This window comes from Ensifer sp. LC11 (genome assembly GCF_001695835.1).
Taxonomy (GTDB): Bacteria; Pseudomonadota; Alphaproteobacteria; order Rhizobiales; family Rhizobiaceae; genus Ensifer.
In genome coordinates this window covers 191478-218032 of record NZ_MBSO01000012.1, presented here as the reverse complement: position 1 = coordinate 218032, position 26555 = coordinate 191478, and the positions used below count along the sequence as shown (strand labels likewise).

The following is a 26555-nucleotide window of genomic DNA, read 5'->3' as shown; positions in this document are numbered from 1 at the left end:
TGCCGTGCCCTGTTCGAAAACCGACATCGGTAGAAAATATCGACAGCCGATCCTGCCCGGTCTCAGCCCGCTTGCCAGCCACGCCCCGCACCTATTAACTCGCGCCATGGCCTTCACATTTCGACAGTTGCAGTATTTCGTCGCCGTCGCCGAACAGGGTTCGATCACCCGCGCGGCGCAGAACCTCTCGATCTCGCAATCCTCGATCACCGAGGCGATCAAGGAACTCGAAGGCGATCTCGGCGTCGAGCTCTTCGACCGGCATCCGCGCGGCCTGTCGATCACCCATAACGGCCACCAGTTCCTGCGCCACGCCACCAAGATCCTGTCCAATGTCTCGGACGCCAGACGAAGCTTTTCCGACAGCCGCGAGGAGACCGGCGGCAAGCTCAATCTCGGCGTTACCTCGCTGGTCGCAGGTTACGTGCTTTCCGATCTGCTTGCCCGCTATCGCCGCGCCTGCCCCGGCGTCGAGGTCAGCGCGATTGAGGACAACGGCTCCTATCTCGAACATCTGCTGATCGGCGGCGAACTCGACGTCGCCGTCATGGTTATCTCCAACCTGCGCGACCGCATGGCGCTGCAGGCGGAAATCCTGGAGACCTCGCCCTATCGCCTGTGGCTGCCGATCGGCCATCCGCTCGTCAGCGCCGACATCATCTCCGTCAGCGATATCGCCAAGGAGCCGCTGATCATGCTGACGGTCGACGAAATCGAGGAGAACACCGGCAAGCTTTTGACCGCACTCGGCGCCCGCCCGCATGTGGCCTTCCGCACCCGCTCGGTCGAGGCGGTGCGCAGCCTGGTTGCAACCGGCGCCGGCATCGCACTTTTGCCCGACCTCGTCTACCGCCCCTGGTCGCTTGAAGGCGACCGCATCGAAAGCCGCGACGTCTCCGGCGCGCTTCCCGTCGTGCAGGTCGGCATGGTCTGGCGCAAGGGCTCCGGCCTGCCGCAATCGGCGCGCGATTTCGTCGGCATCGCCGAGGCGCTCCGTAGCGCCAGACCGCGTTAACACACTGTATTTGCTTGCTTTAATTGGGCTTCGGCGTACCGATATCGGAAAAACCGAAAGCGACATTCTGTTTAATGAATTTGCGAATACGGTGAAATGAAGGCACGCTTCATCCTGGGAACGAAGCCGCAAAACGCGGCTCAAAACTGGGAGAATTCAGATGAAGCAGATGCTCAAATCCTGCACGGCATTGACCCTGTCGCTCGGCCTTGTCGCCCCGGCATTCGCGCAGGAGCCGCTGAAGGAAGTCGGCAAGGGCGAAGGCGAACTCTCCATCGTCGCCTGGGCCGGCTACATCGAGCGCGGCGAGACCGACAAGGCCTATGACTGGGTCACCGATTTCGAAAAGCAGACCGGCTGCAAGGTCTCGGTCAAGACGGCCGCCACCTCGGATGAAATGGTGGCGCTGATGAACGAAGGCGGCTTCGACCTCGTCACCGCCTCGGGCGACGCCTCGCTGCGCCTTGTCGCCGGCAAGCGCGTCCAGCCTGTTAACACCGACCTCATCCCGAGCTGGAAGACGATCGACGAGCGCATGCAGAACGCGCCCTGGCACACGGTCAACGGCGTCCACTACGGCGTCCCTTACGTCTGGGGCCCGAACGTGCTGATGTACAACAAGGACGCCTTCAAGGACGAAGCGCCGAAGAGCTGGAACGTCGTCTTCGAGGAAATGAACCTGCCCGACGGCAAGTCCAACAAGGGCCGCGTTCAGGCCTATGACGGTCCGATCCATGTCGCCGACGCCGCCAACTATCTGATGGCCCACAAGCCCGAGCTCGGCATCAAGAATCCCTACGAGCTCAACGAGGACCAGTACAAGGCGGCCCTCGAACTGCTTCGCGGCCAGCGCAAGCTGGTCGGCCGCTACTGGCACGACGCGATGATCCAGATCGACGACTTCAAGAACGAAGGTGTCGTCGCCTCCGGCTCCTGGCCCTTCCAGGTCAACCTGATGGAAGCCGAAAAGCTGCCGATCGCCTCGACCATTCCGGAAGAAGGCGTGACCGGGTGGGCGGATACCACCATGCTGCATGCCGAAAGCGCGCATCCGAACTGCGCCTATATGTGGATGGAGCATTCGCTGTCGCCGAAGGTGCAGGGTGACGTTTCCGCCTGGTTCGGCGCCAACCCATCGGTCGGTGCCGCCTGCAAGGGCAACGAACTTCTGACCGACGCCGGCTGCAAGACCAACGGCTACGAGGACTTCGACAAGGTCAAGTTCTGGAAGACGCCAGTGACGAAGTGCGAAAGCCAGGGCGAATGCGTGCCCTATCACCGCTGGGTCTCCGACTATATCGGCGTGATCGGCGGCCGCTGAGCCGTCGCGAACTAACGCAAGCATTTGCCCCTCACCTTGGGCCCTCTCCCCGCACGCGGGGAGAGGGAACGACCTCGGCAAATCCGCCGGTCGTAAAGTTGAGGCAAAACGCCCGCCGCACGTCTCCTTCGCCCCGCCTGCGGGGAGAAGGTGCCCGGCAGGGCGGATGAGGGGCGCTGCCCCTCACCGCGGGGATGAGGGGCCAAACTTTCCGGAGCATTTCAATGACCACCGCCGTTCTCTTCGACAATGTTTCCCGCCACTTCGGCGCCGTGCGCGCCGTCGATGGCGTGAACCTCGAAATTGCCGAGGGCGAATTCTTCGCCATGCTCGGCCCTTCGGGCTCCGGCAAGACCACCTGCCTGCGCCTGATGGCAGGATTCGAGCAGCCGACCGGCGGCCATATCGAGATCTTCGGCGAAACCGCCGAGGGCGTTCCGCCCTATCGGCGCAGCGTCAACACGGTCTTTCAGGACTATGCTCTCTTCCCGCATCTCTCGATCCTCGACAATGTCGCCTATGGCCTGATGGTCAAGGGCGTCGGCCGCGAGGAACGCCGGAAAGCCGCCGAGGACGCGCTCGCCATGGTCAAGCTGCCGGGTTACGGCACCCGCCGCCCCGGCCAGCTCTCCGGCGGCCAGCGCCAGCGCGTGGCGCTGGCCCGTGCGCTCGTCAACAAGCCCAAGGTGCTGCTGCTCGACGAGCCGCTCGGCGCGCTTGACCTGAAGCTGCGCGAGCAGATGCAGGAGGAACTGAAGAGCCTGCAGAAGTCGCTCGGCATCACCTTCGTCTTCGTCACCCACGATCAGGGTGAAGCCCTGTCGATGGCAGATCGCATCGCCGTGTTCAACGATGGCCGCATCCAGCAGCTCGGCCGCCCGGAAGACGTCTACAAGCAGCCGAAGACACGGTTCGTTGCCGATTTCGTCGGCTCGTCGAACGTGCTGCCGCAAAAGCTCTGCCAGCGGCTCGGGCTGAAGTCGCCGTCCGCCAGCCTGCGGCCGGAGGCGATCTCCATCTCCACGCCGTGGGACGGCGCGCTCAGCCTCTCGGGCACGGTCTCGGCCCATAGTTTCCTCGGCGCCGTCAACCGCGTCGTCGTCGATGTCGACGGCGCCCGCGTCGCGGTCGCAAGCCCTGCAGCCCTTACCGTGCCGGCACTCGGCAGCCCCGTCACCATCAGCTTCGCCGCCGACGAGCTGCACCCGATGGAGGACGCATGACCGCCTTTGCCGAACCCCTCGTGTTGCCTGAGCGCCGCGGACCCGCCGGCCGCCTGTCGGACTTCTTCTGGAAGCACCCGCACCTGCTCCTGACGGTGCTGCTGGCGCCGCCACTCCTCTGGCTCGGCGTCGTCTATCTCGGCGCGCTCTTTGCGCTCCTGCTCCAGAGCTTCTTCTCGATCGACGATTTCTCAGGCCTGATCAATTACGAGTTCACGCTGGCGACCTACCGCCAGCTGCTCAGCGAAGCCAACCTCGACATCATCCTGCGCACCGTGCTGATGGCCGCGACCGTGACCGTCGCCTCCGCCGTCATCGCTTTCCCGATCGCCTATTACGCGGCGCGTTATGCGCAAGGGAAGTGGAAGGTGCTCTTCTATCTCGGCGTCATGCTGCCGCTCTGGTCGAGCTATCTGGTCAAGATCTACGCCTGGAAGCTGATCCTCGCCAAGGAAGGCATTCTCACCTGGATCTTCGAAAAGCTGCACCTGCTGTGGCTGCTCGACGCCTGGCTGGCGCTGCCCGTCGTCGGCGGCAACTCGCTCTCGGTCAGCTACACCGGCACCTTCATCGTCTTCGTCTACGTCTGGCTGCCCTTCATGATCCTGCCGATCCAGGCGGCCCTTGAGCGCGTGCCCGGCAACCTGATCGAGGCTTCCTCCGATCTCGGCGGCACGCCGGCCCAGACCTTCCGCCACGTGCTCTTTCCCCTGGCGCTGCCCGGTATCGTTGCCGGCTCGATCTTCACCTTTTCGCTGACGCTCGGCGACTACATCATCCCGCAGATCGTCGGCTCGTCGCGCCTCTTCATCGGCCAGGCGGTCTATGCCCAGCAGGGCACGGCCGGCAACATCCCGCTTGCCGCCGCCTTCACCGTCGTGCCGATCGTCATCATGGGCGCCTATCTGTTCATGGCCAAACGCATGGGGGCCTTCGATGCGCTCTGATCGCCTCAACCGCTCCCCGATGGGCTTGAAGATCGCGGCCGCCGCCGGCCTCGCCTTCCTGCACCTGCCGATCCTGCTGATCTTCCTCTACGCCTTTACGACGGAGGAAAAGAGCTACCAGTTCCCTCCGCCGGGGCTGACGACGCAATGGTTCGCCGTTGCCTGGAACCGGCCCGACGTCTGGGCGGCGCTGACGCTGTCGGTCAAGGTGGCCTCGATCGCCACGACCGTGGCGCTGGTGCTCGGAACGCTCTGTGCAGCTGCCGTCAGCCAGACGCGCTTTTTCGGCCGCGAGACGATCTCGCTGCTCGTCATCCTGCCGATTGCGCTGCCCGGCATCATCACCGGCATTGCGCTGCGCTCCGCCTTCTCGATGGCCGATATCCCCTTCTCCTTCTGGACCATCGTGCTCGGCCACGCGACCTTCTGCATCGTCGTCGTCTATAACAATGCGGTCGCCCGCTTCCGGCGGGTTTCCGGCTCGCTGATCGAGGCCTCGATGGACCTCGGCGCCGACGGTTTCCAGACCTTCCGCTACATCATCCTGCCGAACATCGGCACTGCACTCTTGGCCGGCGGCATGCTCGCCTTCGCGCTGTCCTTCGACGAGGTGATCGTCACCACCTTTACCGCCGGCCAGCAGTCGACGCTGCCGATCTGGATGCTTGAAGAGCTGATCCGCCCGCGCCAGCGGCCGGTGACCAATGTCGTCGCCATGGTCGTGGTGCTCGTCACCTTCCTGCCGATCCTCGGCGCCTACTACCTCACCCGCGACGGCGACCAGATCGCCGGCGCCGGCAAGTAACTCGACTTTCAAGGGAGAACAGACATGGACACCCAACTGCTGATCGGATCGCGCTTCGAGGCCGGCACCGAGGCTGACGAACACATCCTGAACCCGCGGACGGGCGGCAAGATCGTCGACCTGCCGGAAGCCTCGCATACCCAGGTCGAGGCGGCCGTCGACGCCGCCGGCCACGCCTTCACCACCTGGTCGCAGACGACGCCGGCCGAGCGCTCGAACTATCTGCTGAAGATCGCCGACGCGATCGAGAAGGAAGCCGATGGTTTCGCCGCCCTCGAAGCGCTCAACTGCGGCAAGCCGATCAACGCGGTGAAGAATGACGAACTGCCGGCAATTATCGACTGCTGGCGCTTCTTTGCCGGCGCCGTGCGCAACCTGCATGCCCCGACTGCGGGCGAATATCTGCCCGGCCATACCTCGATGATCCGCCGCGATCCGATCGGTATCGTCGGCTCGATCGCGCCCTGGAACTACCCGCTGATGATGATGGCCTGGAAGCTGGCCCCGGCGCTTGCCGGCGGCAACACCGTCGTCTTCAAGCCCTCCGAGCAGACGCCGCTGACGGCGCTGAAGCTTGCCCGCGTGCTCGCCGACATCCTGCCGGAAGGCGTCGTCAACGTCATTTCCGGCCGCGGCGAAACCGTCGGCAATGCGCTGATCAACCACCCGAAGATCTCGATGGTCTCGATCACCGGCGACATCGCCACCGGCAAGAAGGTGCTGGCGGCGGCGGCCAAGACCGTGAAGCGCACCCATCTGGAACTTGGCGGCAAGGCCCCGGTCATCGTTTATGACGACGCCGACCTCGAAGCGGTGGTCAATGGCATCCGCACCTTCGGCTATTACAATGCCGGCCAGGACTGCACCGCCGCCTGCCGCATCTACGCCGAGGCCGGCATCTACGAGAAGCTGGTCGCCGACCTGACCTCCGCCGTCTCGACGATCCGCTATAATCTCGCCGACGACACCGAAAACGAGATCGGCCCGCTGATCTCCCGCCGCCAGCGCGACCGCGTCGCAAGCTTCGTCGAGCGCGCCGCCGACCAGAAGCACATCGAGATCACCACCGGCGGCAGCGCCGGCAGCTCGGACGGCTTCTTCTTCCAGCCGACCGTGGTCGCGGGCGCCACCCAGGAAGACGAGATCGTCCGCCGCGAGGTCTTTGGGCCGGTGGTCTCCGTCACCCGCTTCACCGGCAAGGACGATGCCATCGCCTGGGCCAACGACAGTGACTACGGCCTCGCCTCCTCGGTCTGGACCAAGGATATCTCCAGGGCGATGAAGGCGGCTTCGCGCCTGCAATATGGCTGCACCTGGATCAACACCCACTTCATGCTGACCAACGAGATGCCGCATGGCGGCGTCAAGCAGTCAGGCTACGGCAAGGACATGTCGGTCTATGCGCTCGAGGATTACACCGCCGTCCGCCACATCATGATCAACCACGGCTGAGGTTGCGCCGAACGCGCATCTCGCCCGGACAACAAAAACAAAAGGGAGGAGTTTGTCATGTACCGTCGTCAACTGCTTGTTGCTGCAGGCGCCTTGGGCCTCAGCGCCCTCGTGCTGACGCCGGCGGCCTTTGCCGCCGACGCGGCACCTGACGTGGTCGCGGCCTATGTCGCGGCCTGGAATGCCCATGACTCGGCCAAGGCGGCATCCTACTTCGCCGATGACGTGACCTATTACGACGCGTCCGTCGGCACGCCGGTGACCGGCAAGGATGCTGCCAAGACCGGCGTCATCGACAACTTCCTGAATGCGGTTCCCGATGCGGTCTGGACCATGAAGGGCGACCCGATCGCCGCCGGCGACAAGGTCTCGTTCGAATGGGAATTCTCCGGCACCAATTCGGGTGCCTGGGCCGATGGCACGGCGGCGACCAACAAAAGCTTCAAGTTCACCGGGGCCTCGGTCTTTACGCTCAAGGACGGCAAGATCGCGGCTCAGAACGATTATTACGACGCGCTCGGCTTCTACAAGCAGCTCGGCTTGATGCAATAAGCGGCGCTATGCCTGCAGCGCCGCGCGACTGATCAGACGCGCAAAGGTCGCTGCACCACCTTGAACGGCTGCATGTTTTGTCCTCAAATCAGATTGGATTTAAGAAGCACGCAGCAGGTTTCAGCGCGGAGAGAGCCGCAGGCCCCGCCTGCGGCTTTCGTCCTCGGTCGTTCGCGCATCAAATCATGACCGCAAAACTCATAAATCTCTTGCGCGCGCAAAAATCTTGAGTAACACGATCACCTTATGAATTTCTGAGTTGCTCAGAAGGTGTATCGCATGCTTGCAGGACGGCGTTCTTTCACGGCTGTTTTTCCGATCGGGCGCGCTGCCGTGCGGGTGACGCGATGACGGCTGCCGTTTCCGAAGCCGTCATCGAGACCGGCGGCCCCAAGGCGCTGTCAGCCGCCTTCGCCGGTACCCATGCCTGGTGCAACGAAAAGATGGTTCTCTCCGACAGCCTTTCTGACGGCATGCCGCTGCCGGATTTCTTTGCCTCCGGCGCCTTCGACCGGGCGCTCGACTTCTACACGGAAAAATCCGGTGCCAGCGACCGGCGCGCCGTTGCCTCCATGTGGTCGCTCTATTATTTCTCGAGCCTCACCATCCCCTATCTCGTTGCCCGCGTGCTCGACCATCAGGTGCTGCCGATCGGCTTCGAGGAGATGACGGTGGCGCTCGCCGAAGACGGCCTGCCCCGGACCTTCGGTGTTGCCAATGCTGGCGCCTGGAAGGACGTCGACGACGCCGATGTCTTCGCGACACTGGCGCCACTGATGGGCGGACATCTGCGCGAAGTCGTCGGCCACTTGAAATCGGTCGGCGGCATCGCGCCGAAGCTCGCCTGGAACAATGCGCTGGTTTATATCGACTACGCGCTGCGCGCCTCCGGCATCGAACCTCTGAATGCCCAGGCCGACGCGCTGATCGGTAGCAAGGCGATGCCGGACGGATCTCCCAATCCCTTCTTCGATTGCCTGCGGCACGAGGAGGAAGATGGCGCCCGCGTCTGCCGCCGCAAGATCTGCTGCCTGCGCTATCTGCTGCCCGGGGTTCCGAGCTGCGGCAGCCTCTGCGCCCTTCCAAGCCAACGGAACCAATAGGCCAAAGGAACCAACAGGTTTGTTTCATCGCTGCATCTTCCCGGCCGCCCTGCGGCTCGTTCTTGTTTTTGCTCTCGCCTTCATGTTCGGCACTGCTGCCCGGGCCGAAGGCACGTGGCCGATGGCGGTTAGCGATGCGGTTGGCCGTGAGGTGACGATACCGGCAAAGCCCAAGGCGATCCTGCTTGGCAGCGGTTTCAACCTCGTCGCCCTGTCGCTGATCCATCCCGACCCGGTCAGCCTGCTTGCCGGCTGGTCCGGCGACATGAAGGGCGACAACCCGGAGCTCTACGAGAGCTTCGAGCGCAAATTCCCCGCACTCGCCGACGTACCACTGATCGATGACGGTACCGGCGCGGGTCTCTCGTTTGAGGCGCTGCTGTCGCTCAACGCCGACCTTGCGATCCTTGCCAACTGGCAGGCGGATACGGAACAGGGCAAGCGCGCCATCGAGTACCTGACCGGCATTGGCGTGCCAGTCGTCGTCGTCGACTTCAACAACGACGCGCTGGTGAACACGCCGCGCATGATGCGCCTCCTCGGCAAGATCCTCGACCGGGACGAACAGGCGGAAGCCTTCGCCCGTTTCTACGAGGACAAACTCAAGCTGATCCGCGCGCGCATTGCCGCCAGACCGGACCCGCGGCCGCTGGTGCTGATGGATGCCTTCCCCCAGGCAGACCGGTGCTGCTGGGCCTATGGCGTATCCGGTCTCGGCGAATTCCTGACCGTCGCCGGCGCCCGCAACATGGCCGAGGGCGGGCTGCCGCCGCTCGGCGGCAAGGTCAATGCCGAGGCCGTGATGGCCGCCAATCCCGACGTCTATATCGCCACGTCTTCACCCGGCGGCAAATACGGCACCCTCTCGATCGGTCCCGGCGTCGATGAGGAGCGGGCTCGGCAAACGCTCGCTGAAACCGTCAAGGCTCCGGCTCTTGCCAGCCTCCGCGCAGTCGAAGAAAAGCGCGTCCACGGGCTTTGGAACTTCTTCAACGCCGTCCCCCTCAACATCGTCGCCGCCGAGACCTTCGCCACCTGGATCCGGCCGGACCTCTTTTCCGATCTCGACCCGAAAAAGAGCCTTGCCGAAATCAACGCACGCTTCGCCGCGGTACCGTTCGAGGGCACCTATTGGGTGGACCTGAAACCTGCCAAATAGCGCGCGCCGCTTCAGCTGGAAACGCTGGCCATGCCTCCATACGAGCGCCCGGCATGCCAGCGCCCACATTGTGTGCGGCGCTCGATCCTCACGCGCGCTCAGCAATTCGTCAGGGCGGTCCCCCGACATGTTGCCAGTCGCCGCCCACCCTATATAAAAGTCGAGGCGGTGCAGCGCGCCGTTCCCGCGAGATCAACGGCGCGGTAACGCTTTGATCGGCTGCATGATTTCCCCCTTGCGTCGATTCCGATTCAAGGAATGATGCGGGTGAGGAGGATCTGGATGCTGTGGTTGATTGCGTTACCGTTGGGCCTTGTGGTCGTGTACCTGGCGGCACGCTTCAGCCGTTTTCGCCAATGGGCGGAACCGATCCTCTCCGTCGCCGTGGCACTCGGCCTGCTCGTCGCCTTCATCATCTGGTTCAGCGATCGCGACGGCAGCACGCCCGCAGCCCCAGAACCGGTGCAAACGTCGCAGCCAACTGGCCTCACGGCCGCAGACATCGCGCTTGAGGGCCTGACGTTCGAACAGAGCCAGCCCGAACGAAGCTTCCGCCTGCGGGGCACGGTCACGAACAAGGGCCAGACCCTGCTTGAGTATTTCCGTCTTTCCGTAACGCTGGAAAACTGCCCCGCAGGGGCCTGTGAAAAGATCGGCGACGACACGGCGCTGATCCTTGCCCGCGTGCCGGCCGGCCAGAACCGCGCCTTCGAGACCTTCCTCACCTTCCCGAACCGCGAGGGCGAAGCCCTGACCGCCCCCAAATGGACAACCGAAGTGCTGGAGGTCCGTGGCGGCAACCGGTAGCAGGCGGCGCGGAAACGGGAAGAGCTGAGCGGCTGCCCGCATCCGCGCCAGACATCAAGCTGCAGCCGGACGCCGCAGCGCCTCGACGATCCCTGCCGTCGTCGTCACCTCTGCGAATTCGGCACGCAGCGTCGCCACATGGGCGCGGTGGATCTCACGCGCTGCGATCACCCCGCCCTCTCCGTCCGGCTGGTCGAAGCAGTCGCAGGCGTCTTCGACCAGGATCATTCGGTAGCCGAGATTGGCCCCGACCCTGACCGAGGTCGAAACGCACATGTCCGTCGAGATGCCAAAGGCAACGACCGTGTCGATGCCGAGACGCCGGAGCCGCAGATCGAGATCTGTGCCGATGAAGGCGGCGTGGACGCCCTTGGTGACGAGCGGCTCGCCGCCCTCAGGCCCGAAGCCCGGCCGGAACGCATTGCCGGGCGACCCAAGCGCAAGCGTCGAGCCATCGGTCACGCTGTCGTGGCGCACATGGATGATCGGCCGGCCACTGGCGCGCCAGGCGGCAATGAGGGCAAGGCCGTTCCGGTCGACAGCGTCGTTCCAGCGCCGCGGCCACGGCGCGCTGTCGAAGGCCCGCTGCATGTCGATCGGCAGCAGCACGGCGTTGGCGGGTATGGCAGGTGTTGTCATGGCAAGGCTCCTTCGTTGCAGGAGGACGCTATCTGCCCTATCGTCCGGTTTCACTGGACAAGATGGCGCCAAGCCGGACGAACGTCCGGAAACGGCGTGATGGAGGACGCATTTTGACGGAAATCGATGAAAAGGATCGCCTGCTGCTGGCGGCACTCCGGCAGGATTCGCGCCAGAGCCTGGTGGCGCTCGCCCGCCACAGCGGGCTTTCACGCAGTGCGGCGCATGACCGCCTGCGGCGGCTGGAAGCAAAAGGCGTGATTGCCGGCTACACCATCCGCCTTGGCGTCGAGGACCAGAGCCCGACGGTCAAATCGCTGATCGCCATCAGCTTCCAGCCCGGCAAGAACTGCGACCACATCGTGCCGCATCTCTCCGCCATGCCGCCGATCGTTACCTGTTGGTCGCTCGCCGGTTCCACCGACCTGATGGTGCTGGTCGAATGTGCCTCCAACGGCGATCTCGACACCATCCGCCGCCAGATTTCGATCATCCCCGGCGTCGCCACGGTGCAGACGCATGTGGCGCTCCGCACCCATTTCGACAGGCGGGATTAGGATTAAGCGAGCGGCGCGACTTTCCGGCCGCATCGCCCACACGAGGACGTTCCTCAGACAGGCCGGCTGATCTCGTCGAGATACCAGTTGATGTAGCGCAACTCGTTGTGCTCCATCGGCGCGATCGGCCCCGGCACGAAATAGTGCGAGCGCACGCCGCGCGACGTGTGCTCGATGATCGCCTTGTCCTCCTCGGTCGTCACTTTCCACAGCCAGGTCAGCCGGTCGAGATCGTAATCCCGGCCCTCTTCGGCGCTGCCGTCCACCAGCCAGATCAGCTCCATCTCCGATGTTTCTGCGGTCTTCGGAATGAAGCGGTAGATCATGCCGTGATCGGGATAGCAGACGAGAAAGGTGGTGCCGCCCAAGTGGATGGAGGTCACACCACCGTCGAAATCGCTGAAGCGGCCCATCAGCGTGCTCAGTGCCTGCCCGTCCTTGCTGCCGGTCTTGGCGCCGTCATAGAGCGGGTAACGGAAAGCATGCACCGCCTCCTTGCCGCCAACGGATGTCTGCCAATGGTTGCCGGAGCCGACCTCGATGCCGAGTTCGCAGGTGCGCGCCTCCATCCGCGCGTTCAGTTCCTCGATCATGTGCAGCGGCTGTTCCAGCGCGTGCGTCTCAGAATACTCCGGATGCGCCGGGCCGCAATGATAGCACTCGACATAGTTCTCGACGGCCAGCTTCCAGTTGGCGTCAACCGGATACGTCTGCCGATGGGCGATCTTTGCCGATCCCCAGCCATATTGGCCACAGGTCGCATGCAACAGGTGCTCGACTTCGGAGAAATCGAGCGGCTCGTCGGCAAACGAGATGAAGATCAGCCCTTCGGCGACGCGCACATGCAGCTTCTTCAGCCCGTGGTCCTCACGCCTGAAATCCTTGGGCATCAGCCGCGCCGCCTTCAGCGCCCCGTCATTGCCGTAGGTCCAGGCATGATAGGGGCAGACGAAGGCCCGGGCGTTGCCCTTGTCCTTGGTGCAGACCTCGGCGCCGCGATGACGGCAGACATTGAGCATCGCATGGATCTCGCCACTTGCCGTACGCGTGACGATCACCTGCTCGGAGGCCATGCGAAAGACCTCGAAGTCGTTGGCGTTCGGGATCGCGCTCTCATGGGCGACGCAGTGCCAGTGACGGCGAAACACCCGCTCCAGATCGCGTTCATAGATCCCCGGGTCGAGATAGAAGGCGCGCGCGAGCCCATGGCCGGGCCGATGGGCGGCGACCAGCTGATCGATGCGGTCGCCCGTCACAGTCGTATTCTTGAGCTCCGAAACGAGCATGGGCCTGAACTCCAATTCCAATAACAAGACCGGAAGGACCGCGTTCCGGCGTGCGCGTACTCAATTTTCATTGGGCGCCAGATGGCTCTCAAATCTGTCGTTGGAGCGAGAACCGCCCCTCACCCTGACCCTCTCCCCGCAGGCGGGGAGAGGGAAAAGGTGCCGTTGTGCCTGGACAGCTGCCCCCAGCGAACGGCACCAGTTTCGCCGCACCGCCCCTTCTCCCTGCCTCGTCTTTGAGGCACGGCGGTCACCGCGGGTTTCCTTCTCCCCGTCAAAACGGGGAGAAGGTGGCCGGCAGGCCGGATCACCGGGGGATGAGGGGCTTCCCTCACCGGGGGATGAGGGGCTTCCCTCACCGGGGGATGAGGGGGCTTCCTTCACCGGGGGATGAGGGGCGCTCCCTAACGCCGTCCGGACAAGCGCCGTCACCCGCCGACAATGCCGACGCCTGAACGGCTCAAATCTGGAAAGACGAGCGAGCCGGATCCGGCCACCCGTTGCCCCGCCCCGCAACCGGGACGGAGCGCGAAACTCAGCAAAAGATCTGGAATTTCTCCCGGATCATTCGGTCGATCTCAGGCGCGATCACCGACGGGGCCGCTTCGGCGAGAATGCGGTTCTTCCTTTCGATCGCCTTTGCGACCAGGTCCGGTCTACCGATTTCCACCCACTCCTTCGGGCTCGTGCGGTCGGCGACGGCCGGATAGATGTATTCCGTCTGCATCAGCCCCAGCGTCTGCGGATGGCCGAGATAGTGGCCCGGACCGTCGAGGCAAACCGAACGCATGGTCTCGAGCGAAACCGAATCCTCCGTCACGTCGATGCCGCGGATGCAGCGCTGCACTTGGCCTAAAAGATCGTCGCCGAGCACCAGCGACTCCAGGCAGAAGCCAAGCAGCGAGGCATGCATGCCGACGGCTTCATAGACCATGTTGAGGCCCGAAAGCCCTGCCATGACGTTGGAGATCGCCTGCTCCCAGCCGGCCTGCATATCCGGCAGCTTGGCGTCGGCGATGCCGGCGGCAGCGCCACCCGGAAGCCGGTAGAACTGATGCATCTGCGCGCAACCGGCCGTCAGCAGCGCCTGTTCGCCGGAGCCGCCGGACATTGCCCCGGTTCTGAGATCCGACACGAAGGGCCAGGTGCCGAAGACCGCCGGGTGCCCGGGCGACATGGCATTGACATAGACGACGCCCGCCAGGCACTCGGCGACCGCCTGCACGATCGCGGTTGCGAGCGGCGCAGGAGCCGTTGCACCAGCCTGCCCCGCCGACAGAAGCAAGATCGGCATACCGGCGCGGATGCACTTCTCCATGGTGATGCAGCTTTCCTCGGCAAACTTCATCGGCGGCACGACGAAGCAGTTCGAGTTGGAAACGAAAGGTCGCGCCCGCCACTTGTCCTCACCGCCGGCGATCATGTGGATGAGATCGAAGCAGCCGTCGACATGGGATGGATCGGAAAAGCTGGTGCCGACATGTTTCGTCGTGCCGGCGCAGCAGGCGTAGAGCGTGTTGACGTCCATCAGGAAGTTGTCGGCGACATCGCGGCAGACCATGGCGCGCTGGAAGAAGTGCACGTTGTCGAGATGGTGGACGAGCTGGGCGGCGTTCAAGAGATCCTTGGCGGTGGATTCGCGGTACTCGCGCTTCTCGACATCGACGATATGCACCGCAGCACCCGCCGTGCCGTAATAGACGCGCGTGCCGCTGAGTTCGAGATCCTGCTTCGGGTCGCGGGCGTAGAGCGTGATGTCGCGCGCGGCGATCGAAAGCATGTCCTCGACCAGCGCGCGGGGAAAACGAATGCGTCCGTCATCGCCGAGAATGGCGCCGGCCCCGGTCAAGATCTCGACGCCGGACTTCGGTGCATTGGCAAGGCCGATTTGTTCCAGCGCATCGAGCGCCGCCTCATGGATGCGCCTCACGCCAGCGTCCGTCAGCGGCTTGTATTGCCCGCCGGAAAGACCGGGACGGACCGGCCGGATATTTTCGGCAAGCGGTGCAGCGCGCAGCGCCACCCGCGCTGCCCGTCCCCCGGACCGTCTCGAAGCCGCAACTGCGCAATCGTCAGCCATCATCATCTCCCAATGGGGCAGGTGCCCCTCATCCGTGCGGTGGGGGCGATGCCCCTCATCCGCCTGCCGGCACCTTCTCCCCGTTTTGACGGGGAGAAGGGACTTGCTGCTTCCGCTCGTTCCTCTCTCCACCGTTCATCAGAGAGAGGTATCGGTCTTCCGGCGCCGCATCGTCTGTCGCCTGCCATTCACCCGGCCTCTCTGCCCGCCAGCAAATGGGGGAACGAGCCCGGCGCCGCGTGTCCCTTCTCCCCGCCTGCGGGGAGAAGGTGCCGGCAGGCGGATGAGGGGCAGTTCACAACTCGAACACCGAACCCGATGCCCGACGCTGCCGAACACCTACATCCGCACCCGCTCGGCTCGCGGATCGTACATCGGCTTCAAGGAAGCCTCGGCTCTCACCCGCGTTCCGGCGATCTCGATCTCGAAGCGCGAGCCAAGCACGTCCTTGTCGCTCTCGCCTTCCGACGGCACGTAGCCGAGGCCGATGGCGCCGCCGAGGTGGTGGCCGTAATTGCCCGATGTGATCGTGCCGACGATCTTGCCGTCGCGGACGATCGCCTCGTTGTGAAAAAGCAGCGGCTCGGGATCTGAGAGCCGGAACTGCACCAGCCGGCGCGAGAGCCCGCGATTGTGCTTGGCGAGCACCGCCTCGCGGCCGATGAAATCGCCCTTGTCGGGCTTTACCGCAAAGCCGAGCCCGGCTTCCAGCACGTGATCCTCGTCGGTGATGTCGTGGCCGAAATGGCGGAACGCCTTTTCGATGCGGCAGCTGTCGAGCGTATGGATGCCGCAGAGCTTCAAGCCTAGCCCCTCGCCCGCCTCTTCCAGCGCCTCGAAGACATGTGCCGCCTGATCGGTCGGGACATAGAGCTCCCAGCCGAGCTCGCCGACATAGGTGACCCGGTGGGCACGGGCGAGGCCCATGCCGACCTCGATCTCGCGCGCCGTGCCGAAGGGATGGGCGGTATTCGAGAAATCGTTGGGGCTGACCTTCTGCATGAGGTCCCGTGCCTTCGGTCCCATGACGCAGAGCACGCTTTCGCCGGCACCGACATCGGTGATGACGACGAATTCGTCGGCGAGATGCTTGCGCAACCAGGCAAGGTCGCGTTGCAAGGTAGCGCCGGGCACGACCAGCAGAAACGCGGTCTCCGAAAGCCGCGTCACCGTCAGGTCGCTCTCTATGCCGCCGCGGGCGTTCAGCATCTGGGTATAGACGATGCGACCGGGCTCGACGTTCATGTCGTTGGCGCAGAGCCTTTGCAGGAAGGAAAGCGCATCGCGCCCCTCCACCCGGATCTTACCGAAGGAGGTCATGTCGAACAGGCCGACGCCATTCCTGACCGCCAGGTGCTCGTCCCTCTGGTTCTCGAACCAGTTCTGCCGTTTCCAGGAATAGCGGTACTCGCGCTCCTGGCCGTCCCTCGCAAACCAGTTGGCTCGTTCCCAGCCGGCGACCTCGCCGAAGACGGCGCCGCGGGCCTTCAGGTGCTCGTGCAGCGGCGAACGGCGCACGCCGCGCGCCGTCGCCATCTGGCGATAGGGAAAGTGGTCGGCATAGAGCAGGCCGAGTGTTTCCGAGACACGATCCTTAAGGTAGGCGCGGTTCTTCTGGAACGGTTGCGCCCGGCGGATATCCACTTCCCAGAGATCGAAGGGCGGCTCGCCGTCGTTCATCCACTGAGCCAGCGCCATGCCGGCGCCGCCGGAGGAAACGATGCCGATCGAGTTGTAACCGGCCGCGACCCAGTAGCCCTTCACCTCGGGCGCTTCACCGAGATAGTAGCGGTCGTCGGGCGTGAAGCTTTCCGGGCCGTTGAAGAAGGTGTGGATGCCGGCGGTCTCCAGCATCGGCATGCGGTTGACCGCCATCTCCAGGATCGGCGCGAAATGATCGAAATCGTCGGGCAGCTGGTCGAAGCAGAAATCCTCGCGGATGCCGTCCATGCCCCAGGGTTTGGCCTTCAATTCGAAGGCGCCGATCAGCATCTTGCCGGCATCCTCCTTGTAATAGGTGCATTCATCCGGCACGCGCAGCACCGGCAGGCGCTTGAGCTCCGGGATCGCCTCGGTGACGATGTAGAAATGCTCGCAGGCATGCAGCGGTACGGTGACGCCCGATTGCCGCGCGAACTCCCTGCCCCACATGCCGGCGCAGTTGACGACATGGTCGGTCTCGATCGTATGGGTCTCGCCGTTCTGCTCGCAGGTGACGCCCGTCACCCGGCCGTCCTTCTTCAGAACCGACGTCACCTTGACGCCCTCGATGATCGTGGCGCCGTTCTGGCGCGCGCCCTTGGCAAGCGCCATGGCGATGTTGGCCGGGTCGCACTGGCCGTCGAGCGGCAGATGCACCGCCGCCTTCACATCAGAAGTGTTGAGGTGCGGATACATCGCCTTCACTTCATCAGGCGTGATCTCGCGCACGTCGACATTGAAGGCACGCGCCAGCGACGCCTGGCGATAGATTTCCTCCTTGCGCTCCTCCGTCAGCGCGACCGTGATCGAGCCGTTCTGGCGCATGCCGGTGGAAATGCCGGTCTCGGCTTCGAGCTTGACGTAGAGGTCGGCGGAGTATTTCGCGAGCCGCGTCATGTTCTGCGAAGCGCGCAACTGGCCGATGAGCCCGGCCGCATTCCAGGTGGTACCCGAGGTCAGCTGCTTGCGCTCGAGCAGCACCACATCGGTCCAGCCGAGCTTGGCGAGATGATAGGCGACCGAGCAGCCGGACACGCCGCCGCCGATGATGACCGCACGGGCTTTCGAGGGAATGGGCTTCGTCATGCGCGCAGTCTTTCATTGGAGGGATCCCAGAGCGGCTGGTCCGCCTCGACCGTCGCCTTGACGCGGTCGCCGAAGATCTCGACCTCGATCTCCTTGCCGGGCACGGCAAGGTCGGCCCTGAGCATGCCGAGCGCAATCGACTTGCCGACGCGGTGGCCCCAGTTGCCCGAGGTCGTTTCACCAACCACCTGCCCGCCCGACCAGAGCGTCGACATATAGGGCGCGTCGCAGCCGTCGGCGGCGACCGTCAGCGTCACGAAGCGCTTGGAAACGCCCTGCTGCTTTTCGCGCTCCAGCGCCGCCTTGCCCTTGAAGCCGGGCTTGCCCCAGTCGACGAAGCGTTCGAGCCCGCCCTGCAGGATGGTGTAGTCGGTCGAAAGATCGCCCTTCCAGGCGCGATAGCCCTTCTCGATCCGCAGGCTGTCGAGCGCTTCCATACCGAAGGGTTTGAGGCCGTGCTTCTGACCGGCCGCCCAGACGGCGTCGAAGATGGCAGCCGTGTCCTCAACCTTGGTGTGGACCTCCCAGCCGAGTTCGCCGGCGAAGGAGACGCGCACGAGCTGGCAATAGCGTCCGGCGATCTCAGCCGTCTGATGCGTGAGCCAACCCTTGGTGAGATCGGCGTCGCTGACCTCGGCGAGGATGGCGCGCGACTTCGGCCCGGTGAGGATCTGGCAGGAGAAGGATTTCGTCACGTCGTCGATGGTGAACGCCGCATTGGCGGGACGGTGCTTCGTCAGCCATTCGAAATCGTGCCACTGCGCCGTTGCCGCTGTGATCAGGAAGAAAAAGTCCTCGTCGAGCATCATGACCGACATTTCGGTGACGATGCGGCCCTTGTCGTCGGCGAAATAGGCAAGGCCGATGCGGCCCGGCTTCGGCACGCGGCCTGTGATCAGGCCGGAGAGCCACGCGGTTGCCCCCTCGCCCTTCACCCGGAAGCGTGAGAAGCCCGGCAGGTCGAGGATGCCGGCGGCATCGCGCACGGCCAGGCACTCCTCCTCGATACGCTTCGCCCACGGCCCCTCGCGGCCCCAGGTCTGCGTTGCCTCCTCGGATGTATCGTCGCCCGGCTTGGCGTACCACATCGCCCGCTCCCAGCCGTTATAGGGCTTGAACTGCGCGCCGAGGGCGGCGATGCGGTCATGGATCGGCGACAGCTTCTTGTCCCGCCCTGCCGGCCAGTAATGCTTGGGAAAATGCATCGCATATTCGTGGCCGTAGATCTCCATGCCCTTGGCGATGCAATAGTCCTGGTCGGTATAATCGGTGTAGCGGCGCGGGTCGCAGGACCACATGTCCCATTCGGTCTGGCCCTCGGTGATCCATTCGGCCAGCACCTTGCCGGCGCCGCCGGCCTGGCAGATGCCGAAGGTGAAGACGCAGGCCTCAAACGCGTTGGGCACGCCCGGCATCGGGCCGATCAGCGGGTTGCCGTCGGGCGCATAGGGGATCGGGCCGTTGATGATCCGCGACAGCCCGGCGGTTCCGAGGATCGGCACGCGCTCGACGGCATCGTTCAGATACCATTCCAGCCGGTCGAGATCGTCGGGGAAGAGCTGGAAGGAGAAGTCCTCCGGCATCGGATCGTCAGACGTGACCCAATGGGCCCTGCAGTTACGCTCGTAGGGGCCAAGGTTCATGCCGTTCTTCTCCTGGCGGAGATAGTAGGAACTGTCGACGTCGCGAAGCAGCGGCAGCTTGTGGCCGGCCTCCTTCGACCAGGCGGCAAGCTCCGGGATCTCGTCGAACAGGATGTACTGATGGCTCATCACCATCATCGGCACGTCGCGGCCGAACATCTTGCCGACCTCGCGGGCATAGTAGCCGGCAGCGTTGACGACATATTCGCAGCGGATCTCGCCCTGCGGCGTCGAGATCACCCATTCGTCGTTTTCACGGCGGGCCGCCGTGACCGGACAGAAGCGGATGATCTTGGCACCCATGTCGCGCGCGCCCTTGGCAAGCGCCTGCGTCAGCTGCGCCGGGTCGATGTCGCCGTCATAGGGGTCGTAGAGCGCGCCGGTCAGCTCGTGGGTTTCGAGGAAGGGGTAGCGGGCGCGCATCTCGTCGGGCGAGAGGATATCAAGGTCCATGCCCTGATAGCGCCCCATGCCGACGACGCGCTTGAACTCCTGCAGCCTTTCCTTGGAATGGCCGAGCCGGATCGAGCCGGTGACGTGATAGTTCATCGGGTAGTCGACCAGCGCGCCGAGGTCGCGGTAGAGCGACGCCGAATAGCGCTGCATGTTCATGATCGACCAGGAAGACGAAAATGTCGGCACATTGCCGGCCGCATGCCAGGTCGAGCCCGCCGTCAGCTCGTTCTTTTCCAGAAGCACGCAATCGGTCCAGCCGGCCCTGGCGAGATGGTAGAGCGAGGAGGCGCCGATCGCTCCCCCACCGATGATCACGACCCGTGCGTGAGACGGCAATTTCGACATCAACTGTTCCCTCGTTTGGCGGAATTCTTGCCGGTGAAGCGAGGCGCCATCAAGCGAAGGAAACAGGCTTTATTGATCGATGAATTCGATTAGATTGGAGCGACCGCAACAGGAGCTTATGGCATGCAGGTTGAGCTGATCGAAACCTTCCTCGACCTGATGGAGAGCCGTTCCTTCAACCGCACCGCCGAGCGGCTGAACATCACCCAATCGACCGTGTCGCACCGGGTAAAGGCGCTGGAAGCCCAGTTCAACCGCAAGCTCTTCACCCGCAACAAGGGCGGCACGGTGCCGACGGCCGCTGGCCTGCGCTTCCTCGATTACGCAAAAGCCTTGCAGAATCAATGGCATGAGGCGACCCGCGCGGTCACCAGTGCCGGTGCACTGGAACGCTCCATGCGGCTTGGCATCCAGCATGATCTGGCCGAAGCTTTTGCCGGTGAATGGATGGCCGCCATCAGGCAGGACCTGCCCGCAACCGAGGTCTATATGGAGGCCGATTATTCCAACCAGATGAACCGCGACCTCGGCGCCGGCGACCTCGACCTGGCGATCCTTTATACGCCCCACTACCTGCCCGACCTCTACTATGAACGGATCGGCGATCTGCATTACGTGCTGGTCAGTACGCAAGCGCGTGAACTGGCCGAAGTCCGCTCCGAAAGCTATATCCGGTCAAGCTACTCGCCGACCTTCGACCGCGCCCACCGGCTGGCCTTGCCGCATCTCTCCGCGGCGCTGCTTTCGGCCGGGCAGAACATGGCGATCACCCGGCTGCTCGCAGCGCTTGGTGGCGCGGCCTATGTGACGGCGGCAACGGCCGAGTGGCTTTCTGCTGATGGATTTGCGTTTCGCGTTCAGGATGCGCCGGTGATCCCGCAGACCGTCTATGCCGCGACCAGCCTTCGCACCCGCCACGCCCACCAGCACCGCAAGATCATCGGCGCCATGGGCGCGCTGCTATCGACCCTGCCGGTCCCAGGAACGGAAATCACTTAGGCCTGCGGCGCTGGATCAGCCGCTGCAGGACCATCAGGATGGAGACGATCGCGAGATAATAGATCAGTGCAGCCGAATACCACTCGACGAAACGGAAGCTCGACGCGATCGCGTCGTTGACGACCGCCATGATCTCGCGCATCGAGATCACATAGGCAAGCGAGGTCAGCTTGATCAGGTTGATGAACTCGTTGACGAGCACCGGCATGACGATCCGCAGCGCCTGCGGCAGGACCACCAGAAAGAAGGTCTGCCAGCGGTTGAGCCCGAGCGCGCGGGCGGCATCCGTCTGCCCCTGACCGATCGCGGAAAGCGCCCCGCGCATCGCTTCGGCCATATAGGCGGCCGTCACCAGCGTGAAGGCGATGAAGGCGGCGACGAAGGGCGTGTACCAGGGCGCCCGCGTCAGCCCCGGAAAGAGCTGCGGCGCGCCGTTCCAGACGATCAGAAGCACGAGGATCAAGGGCGACGAGCGGAACAGCCAGACATAGAGCTGTGCCGCAGTGCGCCGCACCTTCGCCATCGAATTGAGCGCCACGGCGAGCGGCAGGCAGAGCAGGAACGATGCCGCCTGCACCAGGACCGAGAGCAGGATGGCGATGCCCGCCCCCTGCAGCATGACGGGCATGGTCAGGGCATCCAGAAACAGTGTCGTGTCGAAATTCATGCCCTGCCCCTATCTCGGCGGTTTAGGAGTCGTAGTCGACGTCGAAGAGCGACGGATCGAGGCCGTACTTTTTGGCGAGCTCGCCGAAGAAGCCCTTTTCTTTCAGCGTCTTGAGCCCCGCCTTGACGGCCACCGCATCGGCGCCGTCGCGCCGGCTGTAGATGCCGTACTTGAAATCCGAGGTCCAGATGTAGGGAAGCTTAAGCGCGCCTTCGGAGCGGGAGGCGCGATAGGCGCCCTCGGCCTCTTCCGTCACCGTCGCATCGACGCGGCCGACAAGCACCTGCTGATAGGCCGCCTGCTGGGTCGGGTATTCCTGCACCTCGACCGGCGGCAGGCCCTTGGCGGCAAGCGCCTCGTTCAGCGGCCCGATCCGCTCCTCCTTGTAGTAGGCGCCGGCTTCGAGCGCGATCACCTTGCCGCTCAGGTCCTCCGGCACCTTGATCGTGTCGCTGCCCGCCTTGGTCACCATCGCGGTCGCCGATTTCATGTAGGGCACGCCATCATAGGTCTCGCGCCGCTTGGCGTTGATGTAGATGCCGCTGACGATGACGTCGCAGCGCCCTGCCCCGAGCGTCGGCAAGAGGCCAGCGAATTCGGTGACGGTGTAGCTCACCTTGGCGTTCCAGAGGCCGGCCAGCGCCTCGGCGATCTCGATGTCGATGCCGGTCGGGGCCGTATCGGCCGGGTGTTCCTTGAACGACAGCGGCGGGAAGGCGGCCGTGGTGCAGACGCCGAGCTCGCCGTCGGCGGCAAAGGCAGGCGGTTCCGCTTGCGCGACACCGGCCGAAAGCAGCGTGGTTGCAAGAAGGGTTGCGCAGGATGCCAGTCTGATCATCTTCATTCCCCTCAATGCGCTGGTGAAACGCGGCCGACGATGTCGCCATAGGTCTGGCTGTCGAAGGCAGGAAGGATGAGCGGATCCACGAAGCCGTCGCGCCGCGCCGTCAGCACGTATTGCATCATCGACGCATTGTCCGGCATCTCGAAAACCTGGACGAAATCGTAGGTCCCGAGCGTGGCGTAGAAGGCGACCGAGCGGCCGCCGAGCGCGGCGACGCGGTCCTCGCTCACCTTGCGCCGGGCGCCGCTGTCGGAGAGCTCGGCCAGTCCCTTGGCGGTCAGTCGCATCAGCGAGATATATCTTTGCATGGGGCATCGTTCCGTTGAAACGGTTGGCAAAAACGTTTTGACGATGTGAAGTTGGCGCCGCGTTTAGCGGCTGGCTCTCGCAAGGCCCGCAATGACGGCGTCGCTGGTCGAGACCGTGCCGAAGACGCCGTTCTCGATCGAGATCATGTTGATCGCCGCCTCGTGCGCCCATTGCTCGCCGCTGGCGCAGCAATCCGAAATGGTCAGGCACTGGAAATTGCGGTCGCAGGCTTCGCGCAGCGTCGTGTGCACGCAGACATCCGTGGTGCAGCCGGTAAAGAGCATATGGGTGACGCCCTGCGCCCGAAGCACATGTTCGAGATCCGTATAGGTGAAGGAACTGTTGCAGGTCTTGTCGACGATGACGTCCGTGTCAGCGACATCGAGTTCCGGCAAAAGCTGGAAGCCGGGGCTCGAGCGCAAGAGCACTTGCGTATTCTCAAGCCCCGACTGCTTGCGCCGCCATTTCTCGTAAGGGGTCATGTCGGCGAGATCCGCACGGTAGCCCTGGCGTGTATGGATGATCAGGCAGCCGGCCTTACGGGCGGCGGCAATCACCCGGTTGACCGCCGGCACGATCGCCGCAAGCGGGGCCGGATCATAGCCCATCGAGGCGAAGTAACCGTTGGGCGAGCAGAAGTCGATTTGCAGATCGATCACCATCAGCGCCGTCTGTGACGGGACCAGCTTTCCATCATAAGGAAAATCAAATGGTTGTGCCGCAATCATGGTGTTCCTCCCTCTCTCCGACCCGATTCATAGGAGCAAAAATCGATTGGGAATAGCGATTTTTTATGCTTGATATTGTGTAGTCTGGCTAAACGGTTGGCGGGCTTGACGACGGGAACGATCCAAGTGAAGGCACTGCATTTCCTCCCCTATATTCGGGCGTTCGAAGCGGTGGCGCGGATCGGATCCGTGCGCCAGGCGGCGGACGAACTGGGTCTCAGCCCCGGCGCCGTGTCGCTGCAGCTGCGCCGGCTTTCAGAGACGACCGGGCTGACGCTTCTCGAAAAGTCCGGGCGCAACATCAAGCTCACCGCAGCCGGCCGCGACTTCGCACAGACGGTATCCCACGCGATCGGCAACCTCGCCGCCGCGGTCGAGGACGGAACCGACCGCCGGCTTGAAAGCCATAAGAGCAAGCTGACCGTCGCCCTGCCCCCGGCGCTCGCCATCGCCTGGATGGCGGGTCTCCTCGTGCAGTTCGCCGGCACGCGCGGCGTGACCGATCTTTCGATGCGCAATTGCATCCGCGCCAGCGACGTCGTTTGGGACGACCTCGATCTTGCCGTCGTCTACGACAATCCGCCCTTCGACGGCCTGTGGTGGCAGGCGGTCAGCGACGTCAAGCTCAGGACCGTCTGTTCGCCGCTGCTGTTTCCGCGTCTGGAAGGGCCGCTTCGCGAGAAGAAGCTGCGCGACGTCACCCTGCTGCATGAGGATGATGGCCGGGAATGGACGCGCTGGTCGGCCGCCTCGCGCATCTCGCTCGAAGGCAGCCGCAGCGTCCGGGTGCCTTCGGTCGCGATCGCCGTCGCCTCAGCGCTGCAGGGCCAGGGCATCGCGCTTGTCTCCGACGTGCTGACCCGCTCCTATCTACACGAAGGCCGGTTGATCCAGCCTTTCCCGACCGCGATACCGGCGTCGGCCGGTTACTATCTGCTCTGCCCGACGGAGAAGGCCGAAGAGCCGCTGATCCAGGCCTTCGCCAACCAGATCGCCGCGCACCTGCGCGGCGAACGATCCGGCGACAAGCAGGCTGTCAATAGCGGCCCTTGAGCAGCCCCTTCAGCCGCTCGGCATCCGCCTCGGTCACACCTGGCGGTGCCACCACCTGCATCCAGGCGTCGATATAGTGTCCCGGCGCATAGACGTGGCCGTAGCCGATCGGTGACGTTGTGGCGAGCGCCATGTCGGCGAGCAGCTGGAACATGGTGACGACCGGGAACCACCGGAGCGCCGGTGAAACGTCCGCCCCACGGGGTGCCTTCATCCAGTCCGGCTCGCGGTAGAAGGAATAGGGATCGAAGAAGGTGATCGGGTCGCTGGCATATTGCAGGTAGACGATGCGGACATTGCCCCACGTTGCGCCCGGGAGATTCAGCGCGTTCTCCTGGTTGGTGAAGCGGATCACCGAGCCGTCGCGATACAGCGGCCGCCATTCGGGCGAACCCGGATTGCGGTTGCCGGTGATCTGCAGCCAGGTCTTCGTCGGAAACGGCGAGCCCACCCAAAGCGCCCCCTGGAAGGGATCACTGATGATGTCGAAGGGATCGACCGAGCCCTGCGAGTTCATCGAGCCGAGGCTGAGGCCATAGAGATAGAGCTTCGGCCGTTTGTCCTTGGGCAAGGTCGTCCAGTAGCCATAGACGGCATCGAAGAGCGCATCAGCCGTCTCGGCGCCGTACTCAGGCTCGACCAGCAGCGACAGCCAGCTCGTGAGGTAGGAATATTGCACGGCGACGCTCGCGACGTCGCCCTTCAGCAGATATTCGAGCGAGTCGAGGCCGGGCGGGTCGATCCAGCCGGTGCCGGTCGGCACCACGATCAAAAGGTTCGACCGCTCGAAGCCGCCGACACGCTTCAGCTCCTCCAGCGCCAGCTTCGCCCGCTCCTTCGCCGTCTCGGCCGAGTTGAGGCCGGCATAGACGCGCAAGGGTTCCTTGGCTTCAGCCCCGAAGAAGGCGCCGATGTCTCTGGCAGCCGGGCCGGAGGCGATGAACTGGCGCCCCTGCCGGCCAAGCTCGTCCCAGGTCATCAGTGATGCGCTGCTTCCGGTTTTCATCGCGTCTGTCGGCGGCGCGATGTCGGGGTCGATCAGCGCGTCGAGCCGCTGGAACGAGCTGTCGGCCGCATGCAGCGCAAAGCGGAAGATGACGCCATCGGCCGCCGACCAGAACAGCGCCAGCGCCGCAACCACGCCGGCGACCTTGGCGAGCGGCCGCGTCAGCACGTATTCGAAACGCCGGGTGAGAAACCGGAAGGTCAGCCGGAACAGGCGTGCCAAGAGCACGACGGCGACGAAGACGAGCGCTGCGATCAGCCCGAGCTTGAACGGCTCGGCGCTTTCGACCGGATCCAGCCCCATGATCTCGCGCACCGTGTTCTGCCAGTAGGCAGTGCGCCAGAGGAAGGCGAGCGCGACGGCAGTGCAGCCGAGCGCCGCAAGAGCCTTCACGATCACCCCGATACGCCCGCGGATCTCCGGCAGGTCGAGCAACGACCAGATAAAGCGCAGGAGCACGCCGATCGCATAGCCGGCACCAAGCGACAGGCCCGAGATCACCGCCTGCACCACATAGGGGCGCGGGATCAGGCTCGGCGTCAGCGACATCGCAAAGAAGAAGACGCCGACGATCAGGCCGGTGGTCGAAAACGATGCCAGAAGCGTCGCGACAAAACGCGGCACCGGCAACCGCGACAGGCGCGTCTCTTGAAGATGTTCCATGCTGGGTCCCACTTATGCGGAGATGGTCACCGAACAACCTACGGCCATCCGGGGGCAACCGAGGCGCCGGCGGCAATGTCGCCTCCCCCTCGTGTCCAGTCAATCGCCG

The 26555-nt window shown here is 64.1% G+C and carries 23 protein-coding genes; 13 read left to right on the top strand and 10 right to left on the bottom strand.

Translation table 11 applies throughout. From position 1 onward, the window contains the following. Positions 1-106: 106 nt before the first annotated feature. The 10 genes from BBX50_RS09765 to BBX50_RS09720 all read left to right on the top strand — a co-directional run bounded on the left by BBX50_RS09765 (position 107) and on the right by BBX50_RS09720 (position 10384). Complete coding sequence (locus tag BBX50_RS09765) at positions 107-1015, top strand: LysR family transcriptional regulator (protein WP_043624663.1); 909 nt, start codon at positions 107-109, stop codon at positions 1013-1015. A 160-nt stretch (positions 1016-1175) separates the two neighbouring features. Then, a complete protein-coding gene (locus tag BBX50_RS09760; RefSeq protein ID WP_065775108.1) occupies positions 1176-2336 on the top strand; it encodes an ABC transporter substrate-binding protein in 1161 nt (386 codons plus the stop codon). A gap of 224 nt (positions 2337-2560) precedes the next feature. Beyond that, positions 2561-3559 (top strand): ABC transporter ATP-binding protein, encoded by a 999-nt coding sequence (locus BBX50_RS09755; protein ID WP_065775107.1) that lies wholly within the window; start codon positions 2561-2563, stop codon positions 3557-3559. Further along, positions 3556-4506, top strand: a complete 951-nt coding sequence (locus tag BBX50_RS09750; protein WP_065775106.1) for an ABC transporter permease — start codon at positions 3556-3558, stop codon at positions 4504-4506. Before BBX50_RS09755 ends, BBX50_RS09750 begins: the two co-directional genes overlap by 4 nt. Then, the gene (locus tag BBX50_RS09745; protein WP_065775105.1) at positions 4496-5311 is read left to right on the top strand and encodes an ABC transporter permease; all 816 of its coding nucleotides are present in this window, start codon (positions 4496-4498) and stop codon (positions 5309-5311) included. Before BBX50_RS09750 ends, BBX50_RS09745 begins: the two co-directional genes overlap by 11 nt. A gap of 24 nt (positions 5312-5335) precedes the next feature. Beyond that, positions 5336-6763: a gamma-aminobutyraldehyde dehydrogenase gene (locus BBX50_RS09740; protein ID WP_065775104.1), complete on the top strand. Its 1428-nt coding sequence runs from the start codon at positions 5336-5338 to the stop codon at positions 6761-6763. Positions 6764-6820: 57 nt separating this feature from the next. After that, positions 6821-7315, top strand: coding sequence for a nuclear transport factor 2 family protein (locus tag BBX50_RS09735; RefSeq protein ID WP_065775103.1), 495 nt, complete (start codon positions 6821-6823; stop codon positions 7313-7315). A gap of 347 nt (positions 7316-7662) precedes the next feature. Further along, positions 7663-8418, top strand: coding sequence for a siderophore-iron reductase FhuF (gene fhuF, locus BBX50_RS09730; RefSeq protein WP_065775102.1), 756 nt, complete (start codon positions 7663-7665; stop codon positions 8416-8418). Between the two features lie 49 nt (positions 8419-8467). Continuing rightward, on the top strand, positions 8468-9577 hold the full coding sequence (locus BBX50_RS09725) for an ABC transporter substrate-binding protein (protein WP_274534001.1): 1110 nt from the start codon (positions 8468-8470) through the stop codon (positions 9575-9577). 282 nt (positions 9578-9859) lie between these two features. Beyond that, entirely contained in the window at positions 9860-10384 is a 525-nt protein-coding gene (locus BBX50_RS09720; RefSeq protein ID WP_065775101.1) for a hypothetical protein, read from the top strand. A 54-nt stretch (positions 10385-10438) separates the two neighbouring features. Here BBX50_RS09720 and BBX50_RS09715 read toward each other — a convergent pair whose 3' ends face one another. Then, complete coding sequence (locus tag BBX50_RS09715) at positions 10439-11023, bottom strand: cysteine hydrolase family protein (RefSeq protein WP_083213611.1); 585 nt, start codon at positions 11021-11023, stop codon at positions 10439-10441. Positions 11024-11136: 113 nt separating this feature from the next. Here BBX50_RS09715 and BBX50_RS09710 point away from each other — a divergent pair, with 113 nt between their 5' ends. Beyond that, on the top strand, positions 11137-11580 hold the full coding sequence (locus BBX50_RS09710) for an Lrp/AsnC family transcriptional regulator (protein WP_244513126.1): 444 nt from the start codon (positions 11137-11139) through the stop codon (positions 11578-11580). A gap of 53 nt (positions 11581-11633) precedes the next feature. Here BBX50_RS09710 and BBX50_RS09705 read toward each other — a convergent pair whose 3' ends face one another. From BBX50_RS09705 to BBX50_RS09690, 4 genes are all read right to left on the bottom strand, one after another. After that, positions 11634-12866, bottom strand: a complete 1233-nt coding sequence (locus BBX50_RS09705) for an aromatic ring-hydroxylating dioxygenase subunit alpha (protein ID WP_065775099.1) — start codon at positions 12864-12866, stop codon at positions 11634-11636. A gap of 535 nt (positions 12867-13401) precedes the next feature. Then, positions 13402-14946 carry a trimethylamine methyltransferase family protein gene (locus BBX50_RS09700; protein ID WP_065775430.1) on the bottom strand — a complete coding sequence of 515 codons (1545 nt, stop codon included), beginning with the start codon at positions 14944-14946 and terminating at the stop codon, positions 13402-13404. 339 nt (positions 14947-15285) lie between these two features. Further along, positions 15286-17733: an FAD-dependent oxidoreductase gene (locus tag BBX50_RS09695; RefSeq protein WP_065775098.1), complete on the bottom strand. Its 2448-nt coding sequence runs from the start codon at positions 17731-17733 to the stop codon at positions 15286-15288. Next, positions 17730-20177 carry an FAD-dependent oxidoreductase gene (locus BBX50_RS09690; protein WP_065775097.1) on the bottom strand — a complete coding sequence of 816 codons (2448 nt, stop codon included), beginning with the start codon at positions 20175-20177 and terminating at the stop codon, positions 17730-17732. Before BBX50_RS09690 ends, BBX50_RS09695 begins: the two co-directional genes overlap by 4 nt. A 123-nt stretch (positions 20178-20300) precedes the next feature. Here BBX50_RS09690 and BBX50_RS09685 point away from each other — a divergent pair, with 123 nt between their 5' ends. Continuing rightward, on the top strand, positions 20301-21176 hold the full coding sequence (locus BBX50_RS09685; RefSeq protein ID WP_065775096.1) for a LysR family transcriptional regulator: 876 nt from the start codon (positions 20301-20303) through the stop codon (positions 21174-21176). On the opposite strand, the gene BBX50_RS09680 is transcribed toward BBX50_RS09685, so the two are convergent. From BBX50_RS09680 to BBX50_RS09665, 4 genes are all read right to left on the bottom strand, one after another. Further along, on the bottom strand, positions 21169-21843 hold the full coding sequence (locus BBX50_RS09680; RefSeq protein ID WP_065775095.1) for an amino acid ABC transporter permease: 675 nt from the start codon (positions 21841-21843) through the stop codon (positions 21169-21171). The genes BBX50_RS09685 and BBX50_RS09680 overlap by 8 nt on opposite strands. A gap of 22 nt (positions 21844-21865) precedes the next feature. Then, complete coding sequence (locus tag BBX50_RS09675) at positions 21866-22681, bottom strand: transporter substrate-binding domain-containing protein (RefSeq protein WP_161490865.1); 816 nt, start codon at positions 22679-22681, stop codon at positions 21866-21868. Positions 22682-22692: 11 nt separating this feature from the next. Then, entirely contained in the window at positions 22693-22995 is a 303-nt protein-coding gene (locus BBX50_RS09670) for a GYD domain-containing protein (protein ID WP_065775093.1), read from the bottom strand. A gap of 63 nt (positions 22996-23058) precedes the next feature. After that, on the bottom strand, positions 23059-23724 hold the full coding sequence (locus tag BBX50_RS09665) for an isochorismatase family cysteine hydrolase (protein ID WP_065775092.1): 666 nt from the start codon (positions 23722-23724) through the stop codon (positions 23059-23061). 126 nt (positions 23725-23850) lie between these two features. On the opposite strand from BBX50_RS09665, the gene BBX50_RS09660 reads away from it, so the two are divergent. Continuing rightward, the gene (locus tag BBX50_RS09660) at positions 23851-24777 is read left to right on the top strand and encodes a LysR substrate-binding domain-containing protein (RefSeq protein WP_065775091.1); all 927 of its coding nucleotides are present in this window, start codon (positions 23851-23853) and stop codon (positions 24775-24777) included. Here BBX50_RS09660 and BBX50_RS09655 read toward each other — a convergent pair. Further along, complete coding sequence (locus BBX50_RS09655; RefSeq protein WP_065775090.1) at positions 24761-26446, bottom strand: alpha/beta-hydrolase family protein; 1686 nt, start codon at positions 26444-26446, stop codon at positions 24761-24763. The two genes, BBX50_RS09660 and BBX50_RS09655, sit on opposite strands and share 17 nt — an antisense overlap. Positions 26447-26555: the final 109 nt, after the last annotated feature.

Coding starts and splice junctions, on each gene's coding strand:
- BBX50_RS09685 (WP_065775096.1), top strand. CDS start 20,301: ATGCAGGTTGAGCTGATCGAAACCTTCCTCGACCTGATGGAGAGCCGT.
- BBX50_RS09760 (WP_065775108.1), top strand. CDS start 1,176: ATGAAGCAGATGCTCAAATCCTGCACGGCATTGACCCTGTCGCTCGGC.
- BBX50_RS09735 (WP_065775103.1), top strand. CDS start 6,821: ATGTACCGTCGTCAACTGCTTGTTGCTGCAGGCGCCTTGGGCCTCAGC.
- BBX50_RS09700 (WP_065775430.1), bottom strand. CDS start 14,946: ATGGCTGACGATTGCGCAGTTGCGGCTTCGAGACGGTCCGGGGGACGG.
- BBX50_RS09675 (WP_161490865.1), bottom strand. CDS start 22,681: ATGATCAGACTGGCATCCTGCGCAACCCTTCTTGCAACCACGCTGCTT.
- BBX50_RS09740 (WP_065775104.1), top strand. CDS start 5,336: ATGGACACCCAACTGCTGATCGGATCGCGCTTCGAGGCCGGCACCGAG.
- BBX50_RS09705 (WP_065775099.1), bottom strand. CDS start 12,866: ATGCTCGTTTCGGAGCTCAAGAATACGACTGTGACGGGCGACCGCATC.
- BBX50_RS09755 (WP_065775107.1), top strand. CDS start 2,561: ATGACCACCGCCGTTCTCTTCGACAATGTTTCCCGCCACTTCGGCGCC.
- BBX50_RS09765 (WP_043624663.1), top strand. CDS start 107: ATGGCCTTCACATTTCGACAGTTGCAGTATTTCGTCGCCGTCGCCGAA.
- BBX50_RS09655 (WP_065775090.1), bottom strand. CDS start 26,446: ATGGAACATCTTCAAGAGACGCGCCTGTCGCGGTTGCCGGTGCCGCGT.
- BBX50_RS09750 (WP_065775106.1), top strand. CDS start 3,556: ATGACCGCCTTTGCCGAACCCCTCGTGTTGCCTGAGCGCCGCGGACCC.
- BBX50_RS09720 (WP_065775101.1), top strand. CDS start 9,860: ATGCTGTGGTTGATTGCGTTACCGTTGGGCCTTGTGGTCGTGTACCTG.
- BBX50_RS09680 (WP_065775095.1), bottom strand. CDS start 21,843: ATGAATTTCGACACGACACTGTTTCTGGATGCCCTGACCATGCCCGTC.
- BBX50_RS09745 (WP_065775105.1), top strand. CDS start 4,496: ATGCGCTCTGATCGCCTCAACCGCTCCCCGATGGGCTTGAAGATCGCG.
- BBX50_RS09670 (WP_065775093.1), bottom strand. CDS start 22,995: ATGCAAAGATATATCTCGCTGATGCGACTGACCGCCAAGGGACTGGCC.
- BBX50_RS09690 (WP_065775097.1), bottom strand. CDS start 20,177: ATGTCGAAATTGCCGTCTCACGCACGGGTCGTGATCATCGGTGGGGGA.
- fhuF (WP_065775102.1), top strand. CDS start 7,663: ATGACGGCTGCCGTTTCCGAAGCCGTCATCGAGACCGGCGGCCCCAAG.
- BBX50_RS09695 (WP_065775098.1), bottom strand. CDS start 17,733: ATGACGAAGCCCATTCCCTCGAAAGCCCGTGCGGTCATCATCGGCGGC.
- BBX50_RS09715 (WP_083213611.1), bottom strand. CDS start 11,023: ATGACAACACCTGCCATACCCGCCAACGCCGTGCTGCTGCCGATCGAC.
- BBX50_RS09665 (WP_065775092.1), bottom strand. CDS start 23,724: ATGATTGCGGCACAACCATTTGATTTTCCTTATGATGGAAAGCTGGTC.